The sequence below is a fragment of the Halorubrum sp. C191 genome, assembly GCF_002727095.1.
GTDB classification, from domain to species: Archaea; Halobacteriota; Halobacteria; order Halobacteriales; family Haloferacaceae; genus Halorubrum; species Halorubrum ezzemoulense.
The window spans coordinates 63,044-78,568 of sequence record NZ_NHNZ01000076.1 but is presented as its reverse complement, the minus strand read 5'-3'; the positions used below and the strand labels follow the sequence as shown (position 1 = coordinate 78,568).

The following is a 15,525-nucleotide window of genomic DNA, read 5'->3' as shown; positions in this document are numbered from 1 at the left end:
TCGCCCTCCGCGCTGCTCCGGGCGACCGGCTCCCTCGCGCGTGCTCCTCGCGGCCGCCTTCGGCTGCCACTCGGAGGCACGCACCACCGTGGCGAGCGCGCTTTTTAACTCACGCCGGCGCGGACTCCCGGTATGCTCGTCGTCGTCTCCGACACGCACGCACGCGAGGAGTCGAGGCTTCAGGGGCGGACCGCGGAGGCGGTCCGCGAGGCGGAGCTGGTGATCCACGCGGGCGACTTCTACCGCGAGCCGGTCTTAGACGCTTTTCAGTCGACCACCGCCGCCCTCCGGGCGGTCTACGGCAACAACGACGACGCCGCGATCCGCGACCGCGTCCCGGAGGTTCGGACCGTCGAATACGCGGGGGTCAGGTTCGCGGTCACGCACCGACACCGCAGCGGCGACACGGGGCTCGTCATGCTCGGTCGCGGCCGCGACGCCGACGCCGTGATCTGCGGCCACAGCCACCGGCCGCGGTTCGACGACTCAGGTGGGCTCCCGATACTGAATCCGGGCAGCCACGCCCAACCGCGCGGGAACCGGCCGGCGCACGCGGAATTGCGTCCGGTGGACGACGGGGCCGGAGACGGTCTGGACGGGCGACTGGTGACGCCGGACGGGGAGGAGTTCGAGACGTTCCGGATCGGGGCCGAGAGCCGCGAGTAAGGGAGCGAATCACGAGAAGCGGATCGGGCTCGCCGTCGCGTCGGCAGAGACCGATCGCGACGCCCCGCTGACGGCCGGGCCGGCCGACGGTCGTGTCAGCGGTGGAGGACCCGGATCGACGCGGATGTGGGCGCCGGCTGTCGGTCGCTGGTCGGCCGGGGAGGGGGATACCGGACTGGGTAGGGAGCGGGTGCGAGTCCGACCAGCCGGCGGTCGGCCGGCGGGTTCGAGCGTGAGGGCCGAAGCGGGGGGTCGCGATTACACGTAGTCGGGGTATCGACATATACGTGGCTGAGGGACAAAAACGCGTTTTAGTTACCGGGATCCGATCGCCTGAACGCGTCGGAATCGTCCGGGTCACGCGACCGTTCGGCTCGAAACTTATAACCGCGTGCCGACGGATTCAGGCGTATGCTCCCGGTCCAACCGCTGTTCGTACTCCTGTTGGTGGGTCTTCTCGGGCTGTTCTTCTTCGGGTTCCTCCTCGTCCGGCGCACGGTGGCGGGGCTGAACGAGGGGTACAACGACGGGCGACGCTGATGGTCGTCGCCACCGCCGCGACCCTCCTCGTCGCCGCCGCCGCCAGCCTCTTTATGGCGTGGTCGATCGGCGCGGGGTCGTCGGGCTCGACCCCGTTCGCGCCCGCGGTCGGGGCGAACGCAATCTCCGTGATGCGGGCCGGGCTCGTCGTCGGCGTCCTCGGGCTCCTCGGCGCGATCCTCCAGGGCGCGAACGTGACCGAGGCGGTCGGCACCGAACTGATCGGCGGGGTGACGCTCACCGCCGTGGCGGCCATCGTCGCGCTCGTCACGGCCGCCGCGCTGGTCGCGGTCGGCGTGTTCGCCGGCTACCCGATCGCGACGGCGTTCACCGTCACCGGTGCGGTCGTCGGCGTCGGCCTCGCGCTCGGCGGCGACCCGGCGTGGCCGAAGTACGCCGAGATCGCGACGCTGTGGGTGCTCACGCCGTTCGTCGGCGGCGGCGTCGCCTACGGCGTCGCGCGCATGCTCATCGGCGAGTCGCTGCCCGAGCGACCGCTCACGGCCGCGCTCGCCGGCGTCGTCGGCGCGATCCTCGCGAACGTCGGGTTCGCGCTGCTCGGTCCCGCCGGCCAGCAGGCGTCGGTGGCGAGCGTCCTCGGGGCGGGGCTGGGCGGCAGCGGCGCGGGTCCCGCCGCGGTGAGCGTCGCGATCGCCGCGCTCGTTTCGGTCGCCGTGTACGCGGACCTCGGCCGCGACCGCGAGGGGGCACAGCGGCGGTTCCTGCTCGCGATGGGCGGGCTCGTCGCGTTCTCGGCCGGCGGGTCGCAGGTCGGTCTCGCGATCGGCCCGCTCGTCCCGATCTTCAGCGAGGTCGGCGTCCCGCTGTGGGCGCTACTCGTCGGCGGCGGCGTCGGGCTGTTGGCCGGGTCGTGGACCGGCGCGCCGCGGATGATCAAGGCGCTCGCGCAGGACTACGCCTCGATGGGGCCGCGACGGTCGATATCGGCGCTCATCCCGTCGTTCGCGATCGCGCAGACCGCCGTCGCGTTCGGGATCCCCGTGTCGTTCAACGAGATCATCGTCTCGGCGATCGTCGGCGCGGGCTACGCCGCGGGCGACGCCGGCGTGAGCCGGAAGAAGATGGGGTACACGGTCCTCGCGTGGATCGGGTCGCTCGTCGGCGCGTTCGTGCTCGGGTTCGGCCTCTACTCGGCGGTCGACTTCGTCGCGTGACGGGCGGCGACGCTCCGCTTCACCCTTAGGCGCGTCCCTCGGGGTACGTCGGCAGCCGCGCGGACCGCGCGCTCCCGTCGACGAACGGGAGGTCGACGGCGGTGGCCGGACTCTCCTCGCCGTCGACGCGGACGGCGACCTCGCCGAGGGCGGCGTCGAACCCGACGAGCGCCAGCGCGACTGGCACGTCCGTCGCGGGGCCGACGGCCGCCCGCGTCACCTCGCCGATCGCCTCGTCACCGTCGAAGACGGCCGCACCGGACGCGGGGAGCGCGGCGTCGATCCCCTGCGGGTCCGCGTTCGGGTCGACGCCGTCGACCGCCTCGGCGACGCCGTCGAGTTCGAGGCCGACGAGCCGTCGGCTCGGTCGCCCCTGATTCTCCACGCGCGAGACGACCTCCTGCCCGACGTAACACCCCTTCTCGAAGTCGAGCGCGTTCCGGAGGCCGAGGACGTTCGGGACCGTGCCCGCCAGTTCGTACTCGAAGAGGGGCGTTCCGGCCTCCGTCGCGAGCGCGTCCCACGTTCGGTACCCGAACGGCGCGGCGTTGAGTCCGCGGTTGATCAGGGTGTCGAACACGTCGCCCGCGTCGGCGGCGGCGCAGACGATCTCGTACCCCTCCTCGCCGAGCGGCGCGTCCGTCGCGATCACGGTGACGCCGGCGTCGACCATCGACCCGCGGACGAACGAGAGGGGCCCCTCCGGCGCGCCCGGTCCGCCGAGGACGGAGGCGACCTTCTCGGTCGACTTCGGGCCGTGAACCCCGAACACGCCGAACTCGTCGGACACGTCGTCGATCGCGACGTCCTGAATGAACACGTTCTCCGCCCAGTCGGCGGCGACCGACTCGACCCGTTCCGGGGGGAGGAAGACGAGCAGCCGCTCGTCGGCGTTGTACACGTACATGTCCGTCTCGATCCCGCCTTGGGGATCGAGCAGGAGGGCGTACGTTCCCTCGCCGTCCTCGGCGGGGACGCGGTTCGAGACGGCGTTGTCCACGAACTCGACGCGGTCGCTCCCCCTGACGGCGAGGACGCCGTACCCCATCTCGATCACGCCCGCGACGTTTCGGACCGCCTTGCCGACGCGGACGGGCTTCCCGTAGTGGTCGACGACCTCGCGACCGCCGCGGTCGCGGTACGCGGCGCCGTGCGCGTCGTGGGTACCGGAGACGAGCGTCATGGTCGAACGGTGGCGATCGAGGGCCAAAAGGCCGCCGTCTCCGACGGCTACAGTCCGAGTCGGTCCCGGATCGCGTCGACGAGGCTCTCGGAGGGGTCGTCGTCGGGCGCCTCCGGGTCCGGAACGACCTTCTCGTGGGCGTACACCCGAACGTGCTCCTCGGACTCGACGGTGATCAGCGAGTCCTCCTTCAGCGTCGAGAGGGCCTCCTCGACGGCGTCGATGTCTGCGTCGACGGCCGCGCGCAGTTCGAGGACGGTCATTCCCTCGTCGCCGCGGTCGACGAGCGCGTCGAGCAGCGCGACCTCGACGTCCGGCCGGTCGCGGTATTCCGGCTTTGCGGCCATACCCGTCCCTTGTGCGGGCCGGACTTTACGTCTACCGGCGATCGGAGAGGGATTGGCGACCGGAGAGATCGGGCGACAGATCGTCGGGAGGGTACGCCGGTCGCGCCGCGTCAGCGGACGATCCGCGAACAGGTGCCACAGAGGTTCTCCTCTTTCACGTCGACCTCGCGGACAGTCGGGGAAAACGACATCACGCACTTGCTGTTGTCACAGTGCTCCAGGCCGAGAGTGTGACCGATCTCGTGGACGACCTCCTTGCGGACGCGGTCGCCAAACACGTCGACCGCGGGCTTGGTGGAGACGCCGCCGTCGGAGGAGGTGCGGAGGCGGTGCGTGGAGATGACGGAGCCGCTGCCGTTGAGGTACGCGAGGCCGAACACGTAGTTTCGGCGGCGGTAGTAGAGGTCCTCGGGCGTGATGCCGATGTTCTTCTCGCCGCCGCCGACCCGAGTGACCGTCTCGATGAGGTCCTCGGCGCGGTACTGGTCCCTATCTGCCTCGAAGGCGGAGTCGGGGATCGGCTGATCGTCGTGGACCGTCACGTCGCAGTCGTATACGGAACGCAGCGCACCGGAGGCCTCCCGTTTCACTCGGGGGGTGACCTCCCCGACCGGGACGATGTCCACGAGCATGGAACCGCTTTTGAACGCCGCGGTCATAAAGGCCGCGCCGTGGTACGACCACCCCCGTCGGAGCGGGCACTCGTTGCCGCACTCGGGCGGTACGAACGATTGATCGAGGTCGGAGTCGGCCGCCGGCCGGGCGTCGCCCGTGCGCTCGCCGATCGGGGCCACGAGGTCGTCGCGATCGACGTCGAAGTGAGCGAGGCGGCGCAGGACGCGGCGGCGGGGAGGCAGGCGCCGAGCGGGGGAACGCTCCGCGTCGTCGCCGCGGACGTGACGGCGCTCGCGGCCGACGACGAGCGGGCGGCGCAGAGCGCGCTTGGGATCGGCGCGAGCGACGAGACCGCCGGTGAGGCTCCGGACGCGCCCGGCGGCGTCGACGCCGTGTACGCTCGGAACCTCCCGGCGGAGCTACAGCGGGCGACCGTCGCGCTCGCGGAGCGACTCGGCGCCGCCTGCCTGTTCACCACGCTCGGGTTCGAGGAGCCGGTCGTGGACGTCTCTCGGAAGTCGACGGAGTCGGGAACTGTCGTGTTCGTCGCGCGGTGACGGAACGGACCGGCGACCGGGACGCCGCACGGCTCGAACCGGCGACGCCGACCGCGAACCCGAACGTTCATTCGGGCGCCAGTCGGGGGTACCCGTATGCAGGTCGACGCAGTCGTCCTCGACATCGACGGGGTGTTGGTCGACGTGGCGGACTCCTACCGTCGGGCGATCCTCGAATCGGTCGACCGGGTCTGCGGCAAGCCGATCGACCCGGACGCGGTCCAGGCGTTCAAGGACGCCGGCGGGTTCAACAACGACTGGGAGCTGACCGACGCGGCGGCGTTGTTCGTGTTGGCCCGCCGCGAGGGGCTCCGGATGGACGTCGACGAGTTCACCGAGCGCGTCCGCGAGCTCGGGGGCGGGCTCGACGCCGCCAAGGAGGTCGTCGGCGACCTCCCGCGAGTCGCACAGGCCCGCGTCCGCGACCAGTGGGACCGGGACGCGCTCCGCGAGACGTTTCAGGCGCTGTACCTCGGCAGCGAGCTGTACCGCGAGTTAGAGGGGGGCGAGCCGCCGTTCGAGGCCGACGGGTACATCCACGACGAGCCGACGCTCGTCGACCCCGAGACGATCGCCGACCTCACCGGGCGGTTCGACGTGGGCGTCCTCACCGGGCGGCCGGCGGCCGAGGCCGACATCGCCTTGGACCGCGTCGGCCTCGACGTGCCCGAGGACCGGCGGTTCACGATGGACGACTGGGAAGAGGGGAAGCCGCACCCGCGGGCGCTCGTCGAGCTCGCCGAGCGGTTCGGCGCCGGGCGGGTCGCGTTCGCGGGCGACACCCTCGACGACGTGCGGACCGCACGCAACGCCGACGAGTCTGACGAGACGCGCGTCTACTACGGGGTTGGCGTCCTCACCGGCGGGCTCACCGGCGAGGCGGGGCGCGAGAAGTTCGCCGGTAACGGCGCGGACGCCGTGGTCGAAGACGTGAACGAACTGGTTGGGCTACTGGAGTAGTCGTCGTCGCGTCGGCTCGGGCACCGTGCGCCCCTCCCGCGTTAACCGCTCCGTGACGGATCTCGCCGGCGATCGCGGATACCGCCGGTATCCGGGACACGTCGGGTCCGGTGAGCGACGACCCCGCGAACGAGACCGCGACCGACGTGACGCTCCAGCAGGAGTAGACAGCCAGATACAGCGGGGAATCGGTGAAAAACCGGAATGGGCCTTGCCGGATTCGAACCGGCGATCAACTCGTTATGAGCGAGTCGCTTTAACCGGACTAAGCTAAAGGCCCGCCACGGATCGATTTGTCTCTCGGTTCCTCTTTATCCTATCGGGTTGGAACCAAGCGAAGCTAATGTTTCGTTGAGATGGTAATCCTCGTGCCAATTGATGTTTTTGATATGTTATGTTTGACCGCTCGTACCGGATAGTCATCTGTGTGTCACCAGCACCTTCGATAAGTATCAGTTACGATCGCTTCGGCCGCTTGGCCGCGCTTCTGTGGCTCCTCGAGTGAAGCAAATTGCTCGCTTCGATTCGGCATACTCAGTCAGAGCGGAAACGAGCAAAATAGGACTACGGTCTGGTGAGAGCATAGACGAGAAACGTACGAAGGGAGGCGCCGAAGCCAGGACTCGAACCTGGGACCGCCTCGTTAACAGCGAGGCGCTCTACCAACTGAGCTACTTCGGCCTGTTTTCGGGTACTCGCGTCCTTTTGATATGGCTTTCGTTTCCGCCCGACGGCGCGGAAGCCGCCGGGCCGGACCGCGGGACGGCGGCGGCGCTCCGTCGGCCCGCCGCGCCGCCGATCCGACCGACACGTTTTCAGCCGGACCGCGAGACCGTTCGGTATGGACGATCTGGAGGCGGTGCTGTCACGGGTCCGCGAGCGCGTCCTTCCCGAGCCGGAAGAGCGGGAGCGACTGCGAGCGGCGGCCACGGCACTGACCGACCGGACCCACGAGGCGATCGCCGACCTCCCCGTCGGCGCCGACGTGGTCCAAGTCGGGTCGACGGCGCGGGGCACGTGGGTCGCGGGCGACCGCGACATCGACCTGTTCGTCCGGTTCGACGCAGATCTCGACCGCGCCGAGCTGGAGGAGTACGGGCTGGCGGTCGGGCACGCGGTCCTCCCCGACGGCCACGAGGAGTACGCCGAACACCCGTACGTGAAGGGGAACTACGAGGGGTTCGACGTGGACCTCGTCCCCTGTCACGACGTGGAGACGGCGGGGGATCTGGTCTCCGCGGTCGACCGCACCCCGTTCCACGACGCGTACCTCTCTGCGCGGCTCGACGACGACCTCGCCGCGGACGTAGTCCTCGCGAAGGCGTTCCTGAAGGGGATCGGCGCGTACGGCAGCGACCTCCGCACCGAGGGGTTCTCGGGGTACCTCACGGAGCTGCTCGTCTTGGAGCTCGGCGGGTTCGTCCCGCTCGTCGAGTCGGCGCGGAGCTGGCACCCCCCGGTGGAGTTCGACCCAGAGGGGCACGCCGAGCGCACGTTCGAGGACCCCCTCGTCGTCGTCGATCCGACGGACCCGACGCGGAACGTCGCGGCGGTCCTGTCGGCGACGAACCTCGCACGCTTCCAGCACTACGCGCGGGAGCTGCTCGCGGCCCCGAGCGAGGCGCTCTTCGAGCCTGACGAACCGGAACCGCTCGACCCCGAGGAAGTGCGAGCGCATCTCGACCGACGGGGAACGACGCCGGTCGCGGTCGTGTTCGACGCGCCGGACGTGGTCGACGACCAGCTGTGGCCGCAGCTCCGCCGATCGCTGGACGGGATCGTCGGCGGGCTCAACGATCACGGGTTCGACGTGCTCCGAGCGCGCGCCATGACCGACGCAGCGGGAACGAGGAACGGCGGCGAGGGGAGCGACGCCGACGGGGGGAGCGGCGACCGGGAGGTGCCCGAGCGCGCCGCAGCCGTCGAGTCGACGCGGGCCGCGCTGTACGCGGAACTGGAGGTGACCGAGCGACCGGCGGTCGCGCGCCACGACGGGCCGCCGGTCGCGGTGCGGAAGCACGCCGCGAACTTCTACGAGTCGTACGTCGACGACGTCGACCCGGACACCTACGGGCCGTTCATCGACGGCGACCGGTACGTCGTCGAGCGCGAGCGGGAGTTCGTCACCGTCCGCGGGTACCTAGAGAGCGACGCCGCGGGCGACGTGGCGCTCGGCGCGCAGGTGGAACCGGCGTTCGCCGACCGCGACGTGTTGGTCGGCGAGGCGGTGGCGACGCTCGCCCCCGCGTTCGGTCGACCGCTCCGCGGGTTCTACGAGCCGCGGCCGTGAGACCGTCGAGGGGAGCCGTTCCCAATGAAACGGGCGAAAGCGATCCGGGCGAGGGGGCCGCTCAGCGGGAGAGGCGGTCGAGGAGCCAGTAGACGGCCGCGGCGACGACGACGACGATCAGCGCGATCGCGGTGAGGAGTCCGGCGGCGCCGGGGAACGACAGCCAGAACGCGGCGTAAAAGGCGAGCGCGAACACGAAGAGGCCGACGACCAGCAGCCCGCGCGAGGGGTTCTGCGCGGCGGCGACGAACCCGCGCTGGAGGATCGAGAGGTCGCCGAAGTCGGGGACGTCCTCGGGGGTAACGTCGTCAGCGGGACCACCCGAGTCGGCCGGAGCGGTCGACTCGCCGTCGACGGAGCGGTCGGTGTCGGTCACGCACTCGCATAGGAACCGGGGGAGCCTGTACTTGTCGCTTGTCGGGGAGGAACGGCCCGGCCGCCGTGAGCCTCCGTCAGCCGGCGACCGCGACGGCGAGAGACGAACCGAGGACAAACGCGGCCAGCGCGGCCGCGAGGTTCGAGGCCGCGAGCGTCGCGGCGGCGCGAACACCGGTCTCGCTCGCCGTCCGGACGGCCCCGACCGCGAACGAGGAGAACGTCGTGAACGCGCCACAGAAGCCGACGCCGAACAGCAGCGTCGCCGCCGATCCGATCGGCGCGGCGGAGACGGCTCCGAGGGCGAGGCTCCCGAGGGCGTTGACGAGGAGGACCGACCGGCGCCCCTCGATACGGAGCCCGACGGCGTGACGGCCGGCCGCGCCGAGCGCACCGCCGACGCCGACGAGCGCCGTCGCGAGGAGCGGCGAGACGCTCATCGCCGGCGCCTCCCGACGGCGAGCCCCAGTGCGGCCGCGGCGAATCCGGCCGCGTAGCTACCGGCGACGTATCCCGCGCCGGCGGTCGTTCCGAGCGCGACGGCGTCGGCGACGAACGTGCTGTACGTCGTGAACGAGGATAGCGCGCCCGTCCCGACGAGCAGCCGGACCCGGTCGCTCGACGCGCGAGTCAGGAGGAGACCGAGGGCGAACGAGCCGACGACGTTCGCGACCAGCGTCCCCGCGCCGGGCGGGACGCCGCCGAGAGCGATGAGGCGGTCGCCGGACGAGGCCGCGGTGAGGACGCCGGCGACCCCCGCGTCGACGGCGTGTCTGGCGACCGCACCGAGGAAGCCCCCGGCCGCGACGAGGAGAAATCCGTACGGCGTTCGGTCCATGCGCTAGCGTATTTCCGGGGCGGCTTGTGCGTTCTGGACCCGTCAGTGCGGTTCGGGGTCCGATAGCCGGCTCGCGCGCGGACTCTCGCCTTCGTGCGGCGTCCGGCGTTCCCGTATCCGGACCGTGTGGGCCGTCTCTGTGGCGTCGTCGACGACGAGCGCCTCGCCGACGCCCTCGGGAAGCCGCGATGCGAGGTCGCCGGCGAGGTACGTCGCCTCCGCCGCCGCCAGTCGCTCGACGTCGCGCGCCGCCGTGAGCCGGTGGGAGACGAGCAGGTCGGACTGCGAGACGGCGACGCTCGGGAGCGCGGCCGGACGCTGGGTCGCACAGACCAGCGAGACGCCCGGCGCGCGGCCCCGCGTGAGGAGCGTCCGGAGCGCGGGGTCGGCCACCCCGTCGAAGAAGGCGTGCGCCTCGTCGACGAGCAGCCACGGGAGCCGGGAGAGATCGCCCGCGATCCGCGCGTCGTAGAGCCCGCGAGCGACAGCGCGGACCACGGCCGCCGCGGCGGCGTCGGGCACGCCGGCGAGGTCGAGGACCGCGGGGTTGCCGTCGGCCGCCAGCGACGCGACCGGCGGCGCATCGGCGTCGAAGACTCCCCACGAGGCCGCCAGCCGGAGGTGGTTCGCGGCGGCGCGACGCGTCTCCGCCGGGGCGTCGGCCGCGTCGACCGTCTCGCGGAGCGCCGCGAGCGACGGCGAGGGGGTCGTTCCGCTCGCGGCGTTACGGTCCGTCGCCTCTCCAGATCCGTCGTCGACCGCGTCCGCGACGACTTGCCAGACGAGGGTTCCGGGGCCGCTCGCCGGGGCGAGGCCGAGGAGGTTCGGCCAAGCCGACGGCGGTATCGAGGCGGGACGGACCGCGGGGTCGACGGTCCGTCCGCCGGCCGCTTCGAGGCCGGCGAAGACGCCCATCGGGTCGACGACGACCGGGGCGACACCGCCTGCGTCCGCCAGCTCCTCGGCGAGGACGCCGAGGGTGTACGACTTCCCGGTGCCGCGCTTCCCGAACACGACGCCCGCGTGTGGGCGGTCGAGGTCGACGCCGACCGGAGCGCCGGCGCTGCCGTCGCGGGCGAGGAAAGAGCCGATCCGAGCGGTGTGAGGCGGACGGTCACCGTCGCGGTGAGCACTGTCACGGAGGTCGGCGCAGTCGCCGCGGTCAGCCCCCTCAGTACGGTCGGTCCCGTCGTCGCGGCCGAGTACGTACACGCGGCCGGGTGGCCTCGGCATCAGACAAAAAGCGCCGGGAGCCGGATCGGGTCCCGGTCGTCGGGCGCGTCTCTCGGGCGTCCGCCGCGGCGCCGCCCGGATCGTCCGATCGTTTATATCAGATACCGCGGCCAGCGCGGCGTATGTCCGATCGAACACACGACTCGCGCACCGCGAACCGCCGGACGTTCAGCACCGACACCCGCGCGATCGAGGGGCTTCCGGTCCGCCTCGTCATCGCGCTCGTCGTCGGCGTCGCCAGCCTCAGCGTGATGATGGGGATGATCGGCGACATCGACGGGCTGGCCGCGACGGAACTCGACGCGCAGCCCCAGCCGGAGGTGACCACGCCCGGCGAGCAGTCGGTCGACGTCGCCGTCGTCGACCCCGACGGCTCTCGGGTCGCGGACGCGACGGTCATCGTCCGGGGCGGCTCTGCGCAGATCGACGGCGTCGTCACCGCGAAGACGAACGAGGACGGGGTCGCGACCGTCGACGTCGAGCCGGAACTCGGGCCGAATCAGGCCGACGGGACGCTCGCGATCGACATCAAGCCGCCGGCGGAGGGCGACTACGTCGACGAGCGGGGGAACACCGAGGTGCTCGTCGTCGAGGAGTGACGCCGCGAGCGGCGGAGGAGAGTCGGTTAAAGCCGGCTGTCCCAGTCGATCCAGTCCTGTTCCCAGCCGTGCCGTCGCTGCCGGCTGCGCTCGGCGCGCTCCGCGTCCTCCCGCCGAGTTCGGTTCCGTTCCGTTCCGGGCTGTTCGCCGTCGACGAGCATCGGTTGGAGCCGCGCCGGCCCGTGCGTCTCGACCGTTTCGAAGCCGTCAGGCGCCGGATCGTCGTCCGTACCGGCGCCGGACGCGATGGCGTCGCCCGCGTCGGGACCCCCGGCGGACGGCTCGATCGCGGCGACCGTCTGGACGCCGGCGCCGCGCGGGTAGGCGATTCGCCCGTCGGGCGCGAGCTGGTCCCTGAGGGAACGCGGCGGCTCGACGACGGCGGCTTCGAGGAGGATCCGGTCGTACGGTGCGTACGCGGGGAGTCCGTCGGCGCCGTCCGCGCGGTCGACGAGGACCGCCCCGTAACCGGCCGCGTCGAGGTTCGACCGCGCGGCGGCGACGGCGGCGCGGTCGATGTCGACCGCGTGGACGCGCCGCGCGCCGGCGATCTCGGCGAGCATCGCGACCGAGTAGCCGATCCCCGCACCGACGACGAGGAGCGAGTCGCCCTCGGCGGCGTCGAGCGCGGTGACGAGACGGACCAGCGTCGGGAGCGAGAGCGAGTGCGGGTCGTCGCCGTCGACGGCGCCGCCGCGAGGCGAGTCGTCGACGAAGGGATCGCGCGGGACGCGCTGAAGCGCGGTCAGCACGGGCGGCTCGATCGGCTCGCCGATCTGGTGTTCGAGCCCCTCGATCATGTCCGCCCTGAGCGACGCGTCGTCCATGCGCAGTCTCGGGACTCGGTCCTCTAAAACCGTGCGTTCGGCGGGCCGACTATCGCATCGGGACGAACCGCACGCCGCCGTGGTCCTCGCGGTCGATGCCGCCCTCGCGGAGCGTCAGTCGGACGAGCCGCTGGCGACCACCCTCGCGAACGGGGGCGACCACGCGGCCGCCCGCCCGGACACGGTCGACGACCGCGTCCGGAACCTCCTCGGGCGCCGCGCAGGTGAGGTAAGCGGCGTCGAACGGAGCCTCGTCGAGGAACGCCTCTCGGCCGTCGGCGGCCGCGACGGCCACGTCGTAGCCGAGACGGGCAAGGCGCTCGCGGGCGGCGGCGGCCAGTTCCGGGACCCGCTCGGCGGAGAGGACGTTCCCCGGGCCGACGACCTCGGCGACGACCGCGGCGTGGTAGCCGCAGCCAGTCCCCACCTCGAAGACGCGGTCGCCGCGCTCGACGTCGAGGAGATCCGTCATCAGTGCGACCATGTGCGGCGCGCTGATCGTCTGGTCGTGGCCGATCGGGAGCGGCCGGTCGGCGTACGCCGACTCGCGATGCGCCTCGGGAACGAACTCGTGGCGGGGGACGGCTCCGATCGCCGAGAGCGTCTGCTCGCTCACGTCGAGACGCCGTCGGAGCGCGCTCACGAGGTCGCGTCGTTCGGCCGTGCGGTCGCCGTCGTTCATGTGAGTTGATAGCACAGTGTGCGTGGAGAAAGCATCGGCGGAGAGGCAGGGGTCGAGCCGGGCGGATCAGTTCACGTCGATCCGGCGTCCCTCGTCCGCGTCGAGGACATCGATCGGGACCGTTACAGTGAGGACACCGTGCCGGTACGTCGCGGTGGCGTCGTCGAGACGGGCGTTCGTCGGCAGGCCGACGGTCCGAGTGACGGACTCGTGGCGCCGCTCGCGTCGGATGTATCGCCGGTCTGCGTCCTCGCGTTCCGCGTCGCGCTCGGCGGCGATGGCGAGCCGGTCGTCGCGGGCTCGGACGTCGATCTCGTCGCGATCGAACCCCGGGAGGTCGGCCATCACGACGAACTCGTCGGCGTACTCGGCGACGTCGATGTCGGCGGTCCGGAGGTCGCGGCCCCGAGCCCGCTCGCCCCCGAAAGGGGTGCGGCCGAGGAACTGCTCAATCTCGTCGAAGGGATTCGTCGTGTTCATACCGACAGAGAGGAGCCGTGAGGTGTTAAATAGCGACTGACGCGTGCTATCTCGCGGCGGCGGATTCCGGTATCCCGGCCGCGGCGCACCCCCTGTCACACCCGACGACGCGAGCGCGGCTCAGCTGACGTCGATCGTGTGCCCGCGGTCGTCGTCGGGCGAGCGCTTGGGGAGCGTGACGGTGAGGACGCCGGCGTCGAAGGAGGCCGCCGCCGCGTCGGCCTCGACGGGTTCGGGGATCGGAACCCGACGGGAGACGGTGCTGCGCCGGCGCTCGCGCCGGTGGTAGCGGACGTCGGCCGGACCGCTCTCGCCGTCGTCCGGATCGTCGGCACCGTCCTCTTCGGCGATATCGAACTCGCTCGACTCCTCGCGGGACCCGCTGATAACGAGCGCGTCGTCGCGCAGTTCGACATCCACGTCGTCGGCGTCGAATCCGGGGAGGTCGGCGACGACGGTGATCGCCTCGTCGTCTTCGACCACGTCGACGTCGACGTCGCGGGCCCCCGGGAACCGCGGGACCTCGGGGCCGGTGCCCTCCAGCGTGCCGCCGAGTTCCTCGAACTCGCGGCCCATCCGCTCGAACAGTTCCTCTATCTCGTCGAAGGGATCGCGTCGGGTCATACAGGTCAGGATTCGTGACGGAGCGTCTTGAACGTACTGGCGGAGGCGGGGACGGCGGCGCGCCGAGACGCCGGCGACAGACACTATCCGCTGGCGCCCTTGGAGATCGTATGCGCCTGTTCTGGCACCGAGGAGACGCTCGAACGCGGGACAACGCCGGGCTCGCCGCCGCGGCTCGGGACGGTGAAGTCGTGCCGGTGTTCGTGTACGACGCCGACCTGCTCGGAACGGTCGGCGCGCGGCAGCGCGCGTTCTTCCTCCGCCACGTGAAGCGACTAGAGGAGCGGTACCGCGAACTCGGGAGCGACCTGATCGTCCGCGCCGGCGACCCGGAAGCGGTCCTCGTCGACCTCGCCGCGGAATACGACGCGGAGGCGGTGTTCTACAACGAACAGTACCGAGCGGCCCGTCGGAACCGACAGCGGGCGGTCGAGGACGCGCTCGCCGGCGAAGGCGTCGACACCGACTCGCGGACCGACATCGTGCTGGTCGACCCCGGTCGGCTGGAGGCGCGCTATCCGAACCACAGCCAGTTCCACGGCGACTGGGAGGCCGTGCCGAAGCGCGGGCCGTACGCGGAGCCGGATGCGGCCGCGCTGGCCGACGTGCGCGACGGGAAGACCGTCCCCGAGCCCGACGCCGACATCGACCTCCCCGACGCGGGGTACGAGGCCGCCCGCGAGCGGTTCGACGAGTTCCTCGACTACGGGATCACCTCGTACAACGACACCCGCGACGACCTCGCGCGGGCCGTCGAGGCCCCGACGCACGCGGTCTCGCGGATGTCTCCGTACCTCGCGACCGGCGCAATCGGGGTCCGCGAGCTGTGGGCGGGCGCGAGCGACGTGTACGACGCCGTGACCGGCGGGGAGCGCCGCAACGTCGACAAGTACCGGTACGAGCTGTCGTGGCGCGAGCAGATGTACCACCTGCTGTATTTCAACCCGGACCTCGCCGTGTCGAACTACAAGTCGTTCCCGAACGAGATCGCGTGGCGCGACGACGACGACGCCTTCGAGGCGTGGACGCGCGGCGAGACCGGCTACCCGCTCGTCGACGCCGGAATGCGACAGCTGAACGAGGAGGGGTACATCCACAACCGGCCGCGGCAGGTGGTCGCGAGCTTCCTCACGAAGCACCTCCTGATCGACTGGCGGCGCGGCGCGCGCTACTTCACGAAGCAGCTGATCGACCACGACTACGCCTCGAACCACGGCGCGTGGCAGTGGACCGCCTCCACCGGCACCGACTCCGTCGACGTGCGCATCTTCGACCCGGTGAGCCAAATGTCGAAGTACGACGACGGCGCCCGATTCGTGAAGGCGTACGTCCCGGAGCTCTCGGACGTGCCGTCCGGGAAGGTGGTCGACTGGCCGACCCTCTCGCGGGCGGAGCGCGAGGAGCTCGCGCCCGACTACGCGCACCCGATCGTCGACCGGAACGAAGGGTACGAGCGCGCGCAGCGCGTCTTCGAGGAGGCGCTCGGGAAGCGATAGCGGGCGCGGGTCGGCGCGGAGCGGTGCGGACCCGTGGG

General features: G+C 71.4%; 19 protein-coding genes and 2 tRNA genes. 8 read left to right on the top strand and 13 right to left on the bottom strand.

Annotated elements, in window-relative coordinates:
* Positions 1 to 132: 132 nt before the first annotated feature.
* From Z052_RS06985 to Z052_RS06980, 3 genes are all read left to right on the top strand, one after another.
* Positions 133 to 666, top strand: coding sequence for a metallophosphoesterase (locus tag Z052_RS06985; protein WP_094519973.1), 534 nt, complete (start codon positions 133 to 135; stop codon positions 664 to 666).
* A gap of 411 nt (positions 667 to 1,077) precedes the next feature.
* Positions 1,078 to 1,206 carry a hypothetical protein gene (locus Z052_RS21210; protein WP_254921732.1) on the top strand — a complete coding sequence of 43 codons (129 nt, stop codon included), beginning with the start codon at positions 1,078 to 1,080 and terminating at the stop codon, positions 1,204 to 1,206.
* Positions 1,206 to 2,381 (top strand): inorganic phosphate transporter, encoded by a 1,176-nt coding sequence (locus Z052_RS06980; RefSeq protein WP_049931449.1) that lies wholly within the window; start codon positions 1,206 to 1,208, stop codon positions 2,379 to 2,381. Before Z052_RS21210 ends, Z052_RS06980 begins: the two co-directional genes overlap by 1 nt.
* Before the next feature lie 25 nt (positions 2,382 to 2,406).
* On the opposite strand, the gene Z052_RS06975 is transcribed toward Z052_RS06980, so the two are convergent.
* From Z052_RS06975 to Z052_RS06965, 3 genes are all read right to left on the bottom strand, one after another.
* Entirely contained in the window at positions 2,407 to 3,564 is a 1,158-nt protein-coding gene (locus Z052_RS06975; RefSeq protein WP_049931448.1) for an aminomethyltransferase family protein, read from the bottom strand.
* Positions 3,565 to 3,611: 47 nt separating this feature from the next.
* Positions 3,612 to 3,911, bottom strand: a complete 300-nt coding sequence (locus tag Z052_RS06970; RefSeq protein WP_049931447.1) for a DUF6432 family protein — start codon at positions 3,909 to 3,911, stop codon at positions 3,612 to 3,614.
* A gap of 110 nt (positions 3,912 to 4,021) precedes the next feature.
* Complete coding sequence (locus tag Z052_RS06965; RefSeq protein WP_049931446.1) at positions 4,022 to 4,543, bottom strand: archaemetzincin family Zn-dependent metalloprotease; 522 nt, start codon at positions 4,541 to 4,543, stop codon at positions 4,022 to 4,024.
* A 39-nt stretch (positions 4,544 to 4,582) separates the two neighbouring features.
* On the opposite strand from Z052_RS06965, the gene Z052_RS06960 reads away from it, so the two are divergent.
* Positions 4,583 to 5,083, top strand: coding sequence for a UPF0146 family protein (locus tag Z052_RS06960; protein WP_086216289.1), 501 nt, complete (start codon positions 4,583 to 4,585; stop codon positions 5,081 to 5,083).
* A gap of 96 nt (positions 5,084 to 5,179) precedes the next feature.
* Positions 5,180 to 6,043 carry a TIGR01548 family HAD-type hydrolase gene (locus Z052_RS06955; RefSeq protein ID WP_089308022.1) on the top strand — a complete coding sequence of 288 codons (864 nt, stop codon included), beginning with the start codon at positions 5,180 to 5,182 and terminating at the stop codon, positions 6,041 to 6,043.
* A 205-nt stretch (positions 6,044 to 6,248) separates the two neighbouring features.
* On the opposite strand, the gene Z052_RS06950 is transcribed toward Z052_RS06955, so the two are convergent.
* Positions 6,249 to 6,323, bottom strand: a tRNA-Ile gene (locus tag Z052_RS06950).
* Between the two features lie 328 nt (positions 6,324 to 6,651).
* Positions 6,652 to 6,724 (bottom strand) — tRNA-Asn (locus Z052_RS06945).
* A 160-nt stretch (positions 6,725 to 6,884) separates the two neighbouring features.
* Between Z052_RS06945 and cca the strand changes: the two genes are divergently transcribed.
* The gene (gene cca / locus Z052_RS06940) at positions 6,885 to 8,333 is read left to right on the top strand and encodes a CCA tRNA nucleotidyltransferase (protein WP_049931443.1); all 1,449 of its coding nucleotides are present in this window, start codon (positions 6,885 to 6,887) and stop codon (positions 8,331 to 8,333) included.
* A 61-nt stretch (positions 8,334 to 8,394) separates the two neighbouring features.
* Here cca and Z052_RS06935 read toward each other — a convergent pair whose 3' ends face one another.
* The 4 genes from Z052_RS06935 to Z052_RS06920 form a co-directional block, all read right to left on the bottom strand.
* Positions 8,395 to 8,709, bottom strand: coding sequence for a hypothetical protein (locus Z052_RS06935; RefSeq protein ID WP_049931442.1), 315 nt, complete (start codon positions 8,707 to 8,709; stop codon positions 8,395 to 8,397).
* 76 nt (positions 8,710 to 8,785) lie between these two features.
* Positions 8,786 to 9,148: a CrcB family protein gene (locus Z052_RS06930; RefSeq protein WP_049931441.1), complete on the bottom strand. Its 363-nt coding sequence runs from the start codon at positions 9,146 to 9,148 to the stop codon at positions 8,786 to 8,788.
* Positions 9,145 to 9,546 carry a CrcB family protein gene (locus Z052_RS06925; RefSeq protein WP_089308024.1) on the bottom strand — a complete coding sequence of 134 codons (402 nt, stop codon included), beginning with the start codon at positions 9,544 to 9,546 and terminating at the stop codon, positions 9,145 to 9,147. Before Z052_RS06925 ends, Z052_RS06930 begins: the two co-directional genes overlap by 4 nt.
* A 42-nt stretch (positions 9,547 to 9,588) precedes the next feature.
* Positions 9,589 to 10,758, bottom strand: coding sequence for an ATP-binding protein (locus Z052_RS06920; RefSeq protein WP_394338383.1), 1,170 nt, complete (start codon positions 10,756 to 10,758; stop codon positions 9,589 to 9,591).
* Positions 10,759 to 10,901: 143 nt separating this feature from the next.
* Here Z052_RS06920 and Z052_RS06915 point away from each other — a divergent pair, with 143 nt between their 5' ends.
* Positions 10,902 to 11,378, top strand: a complete 477-nt coding sequence (locus Z052_RS06915) for a hypothetical protein (RefSeq protein WP_049931438.1) — start codon at positions 10,902 to 10,904, stop codon at positions 11,376 to 11,378.
* A 26-nt stretch (positions 11,379 to 11,404) separates the two neighbouring features.
* On the opposite strand, the gene Z052_RS06910 is transcribed toward Z052_RS06915, so the two are convergent.
* The 4 genes from Z052_RS06910 to Z052_RS06895 all read right to left on the bottom strand — a co-directional run bounded on the left by Z052_RS06910 (position 11,405) and on the right by Z052_RS06895 (position 13,991).
* Complete coding sequence (locus Z052_RS06910) at positions 11,405 to 12,205, bottom strand: protein-L-isoaspartate O-methyltransferase (protein WP_094519976.1); 801 nt, start codon at positions 12,203 to 12,205, stop codon at positions 11,405 to 11,407.
* 49 nt (positions 12,206 to 12,254) lie between these two features.
* The gene (locus tag Z052_RS06905; protein WP_094519977.1) at positions 12,255 to 12,887 is read right to left on the bottom strand and encodes a protein-L-isoaspartate(D-aspartate) O-methyltransferase; all 633 of its coding nucleotides are present in this window, start codon (positions 12,885 to 12,887) and stop codon (positions 12,255 to 12,257) included.
* A 66-nt stretch (positions 12,888 to 12,953) separates the two neighbouring features.
* Positions 12,954 to 13,367, bottom strand: a complete 414-nt coding sequence (locus Z052_RS06900) for an Hsp20/alpha crystallin family protein (protein ID WP_086216297.1) — start codon at positions 13,365 to 13,367, stop codon at positions 12,954 to 12,956.
* A 120-nt stretch (positions 13,368 to 13,487) separates the two neighbouring features.
* Positions 13,488 to 13,991 carry an Hsp20 family protein gene (locus tag Z052_RS06895; protein ID WP_094519978.1) on the bottom strand — a complete coding sequence of 168 codons (504 nt, stop codon included), beginning with the start codon at positions 13,989 to 13,991 and terminating at the stop codon, positions 13,488 to 13,490.
* Between the two features lie 110 nt (positions 13,992 to 14,101).
* Here Z052_RS06895 and Z052_RS06890 point away from each other — a divergent pair, with 110 nt between their 5' ends.
* Positions 14,102 to 15,487, top strand: a complete 1,386-nt coding sequence (locus tag Z052_RS06890; RefSeq protein WP_094519979.1) for a deoxyribodipyrimidine photo-lyase — start codon at positions 14,102 to 14,104, stop codon at positions 15,485 to 15,487.
* Positions 15,488 to 15,525 lie beyond the last annotated feature (38 nt).

Bases quoted from the DNA above. Each gene is read 5' to 3' on its own strand.
- Z052_RS06985 (WP_094519973.1), top strand. From the start codon at position 133: ATGCTCGTCGTCGTCTCCGACACGCACGCACGCGAGGAGTCGAGGCTT.
- Z052_RS21210 (WP_254921732.1), top strand. From the start codon at position 1,078: ATGCTCCCGGTCCAACCGCTGTTCGTACTCCTGTTGGTGGGTCTTCTC.
- Z052_RS06980 (WP_049931449.1), top strand. From the start codon at position 1,206: ATGGTCGTCGCCACCGCCGCGACCCTCCTCGTCGCCGCCGCCGCCAGC.
- Z052_RS06975 (WP_049931448.1), bottom strand. From the start codon at position 3,564: ATGACGCTCGTCTCCGGTACCCACGACGCGCACGGCGCCGCGTACCGC.
- Z052_RS06970 (WP_049931447.1), bottom strand. From the start codon at position 3,911: ATGGCCGCAAAGCCGGAATACCGCGACCGGCCGGACGTCGAGGTCGCG.
- Z052_RS06965 (WP_049931446.1), bottom strand. From the start codon at position 4,543: ATGCTCGTGGACATCGTCCCGGTCGGGGAGGTCACCCCCCGAGTGAAA.
- Z052_RS06955 (WP_089308022.1), top strand. From the start codon at position 5,180: ATGCAGGTCGACGCAGTCGTCCTCGACATCGACGGGGTGTTGGTCGAC.
- cca (WP_049931443.1), top strand. From the start codon at position 6,885: ATGGACGATCTGGAGGCGGTGCTGTCACGGGTCCGCGAGCGCGTCCTT.
- Z052_RS06930 (WP_049931441.1), bottom strand. From the start codon at position 9,148: ATGAGCGTCTCGCCGCTCCTCGCGACGGCGCTCGTCGGCGTCGGCGGT.
- Z052_RS06925 (WP_089308024.1), bottom strand. From the start codon at position 9,546: ATGGACCGAACGCCGTACGGATTTCTCCTCGTCGCGGCCGGGGGCTTC.
- Z052_RS06915 (WP_049931438.1), top strand. From the start codon at position 10,902: ATGTCCGATCGAACACACGACTCGCGCACCGCGAACCGCCGGACGTTC.
- Z052_RS06910 (WP_094519976.1), bottom strand. From the start codon at position 12,205: ATGGACGACGCGTCGCTCAGGGCGGACATGATCGAGGGGCTCGAACAC.
- Z052_RS06905 (WP_094519977.1), bottom strand. From the start codon at position 12,887: ATGAACGACGGCGACCGCACGGCCGAACGACGCGACCTCGTGAGCGCG.
- Z052_RS06900 (WP_086216297.1), bottom strand. From the start codon at position 13,367: ATGAACACGACGAATCCCTTCGACGAGATTGAGCAGTTCCTCGGCCGC.
- Z052_RS06895 (WP_094519978.1), bottom strand. From the start codon at position 13,991: ATGACCCGACGCGATCCCTTCGACGAGATAGAGGAACTGTTCGAGCGG.
- Z052_RS06890 (WP_094519979.1), top strand. From the start codon at position 14,102: ATGCGCCTGTTCTGGCACCGAGGAGACGCTCGAACGCGGGACAACGCC.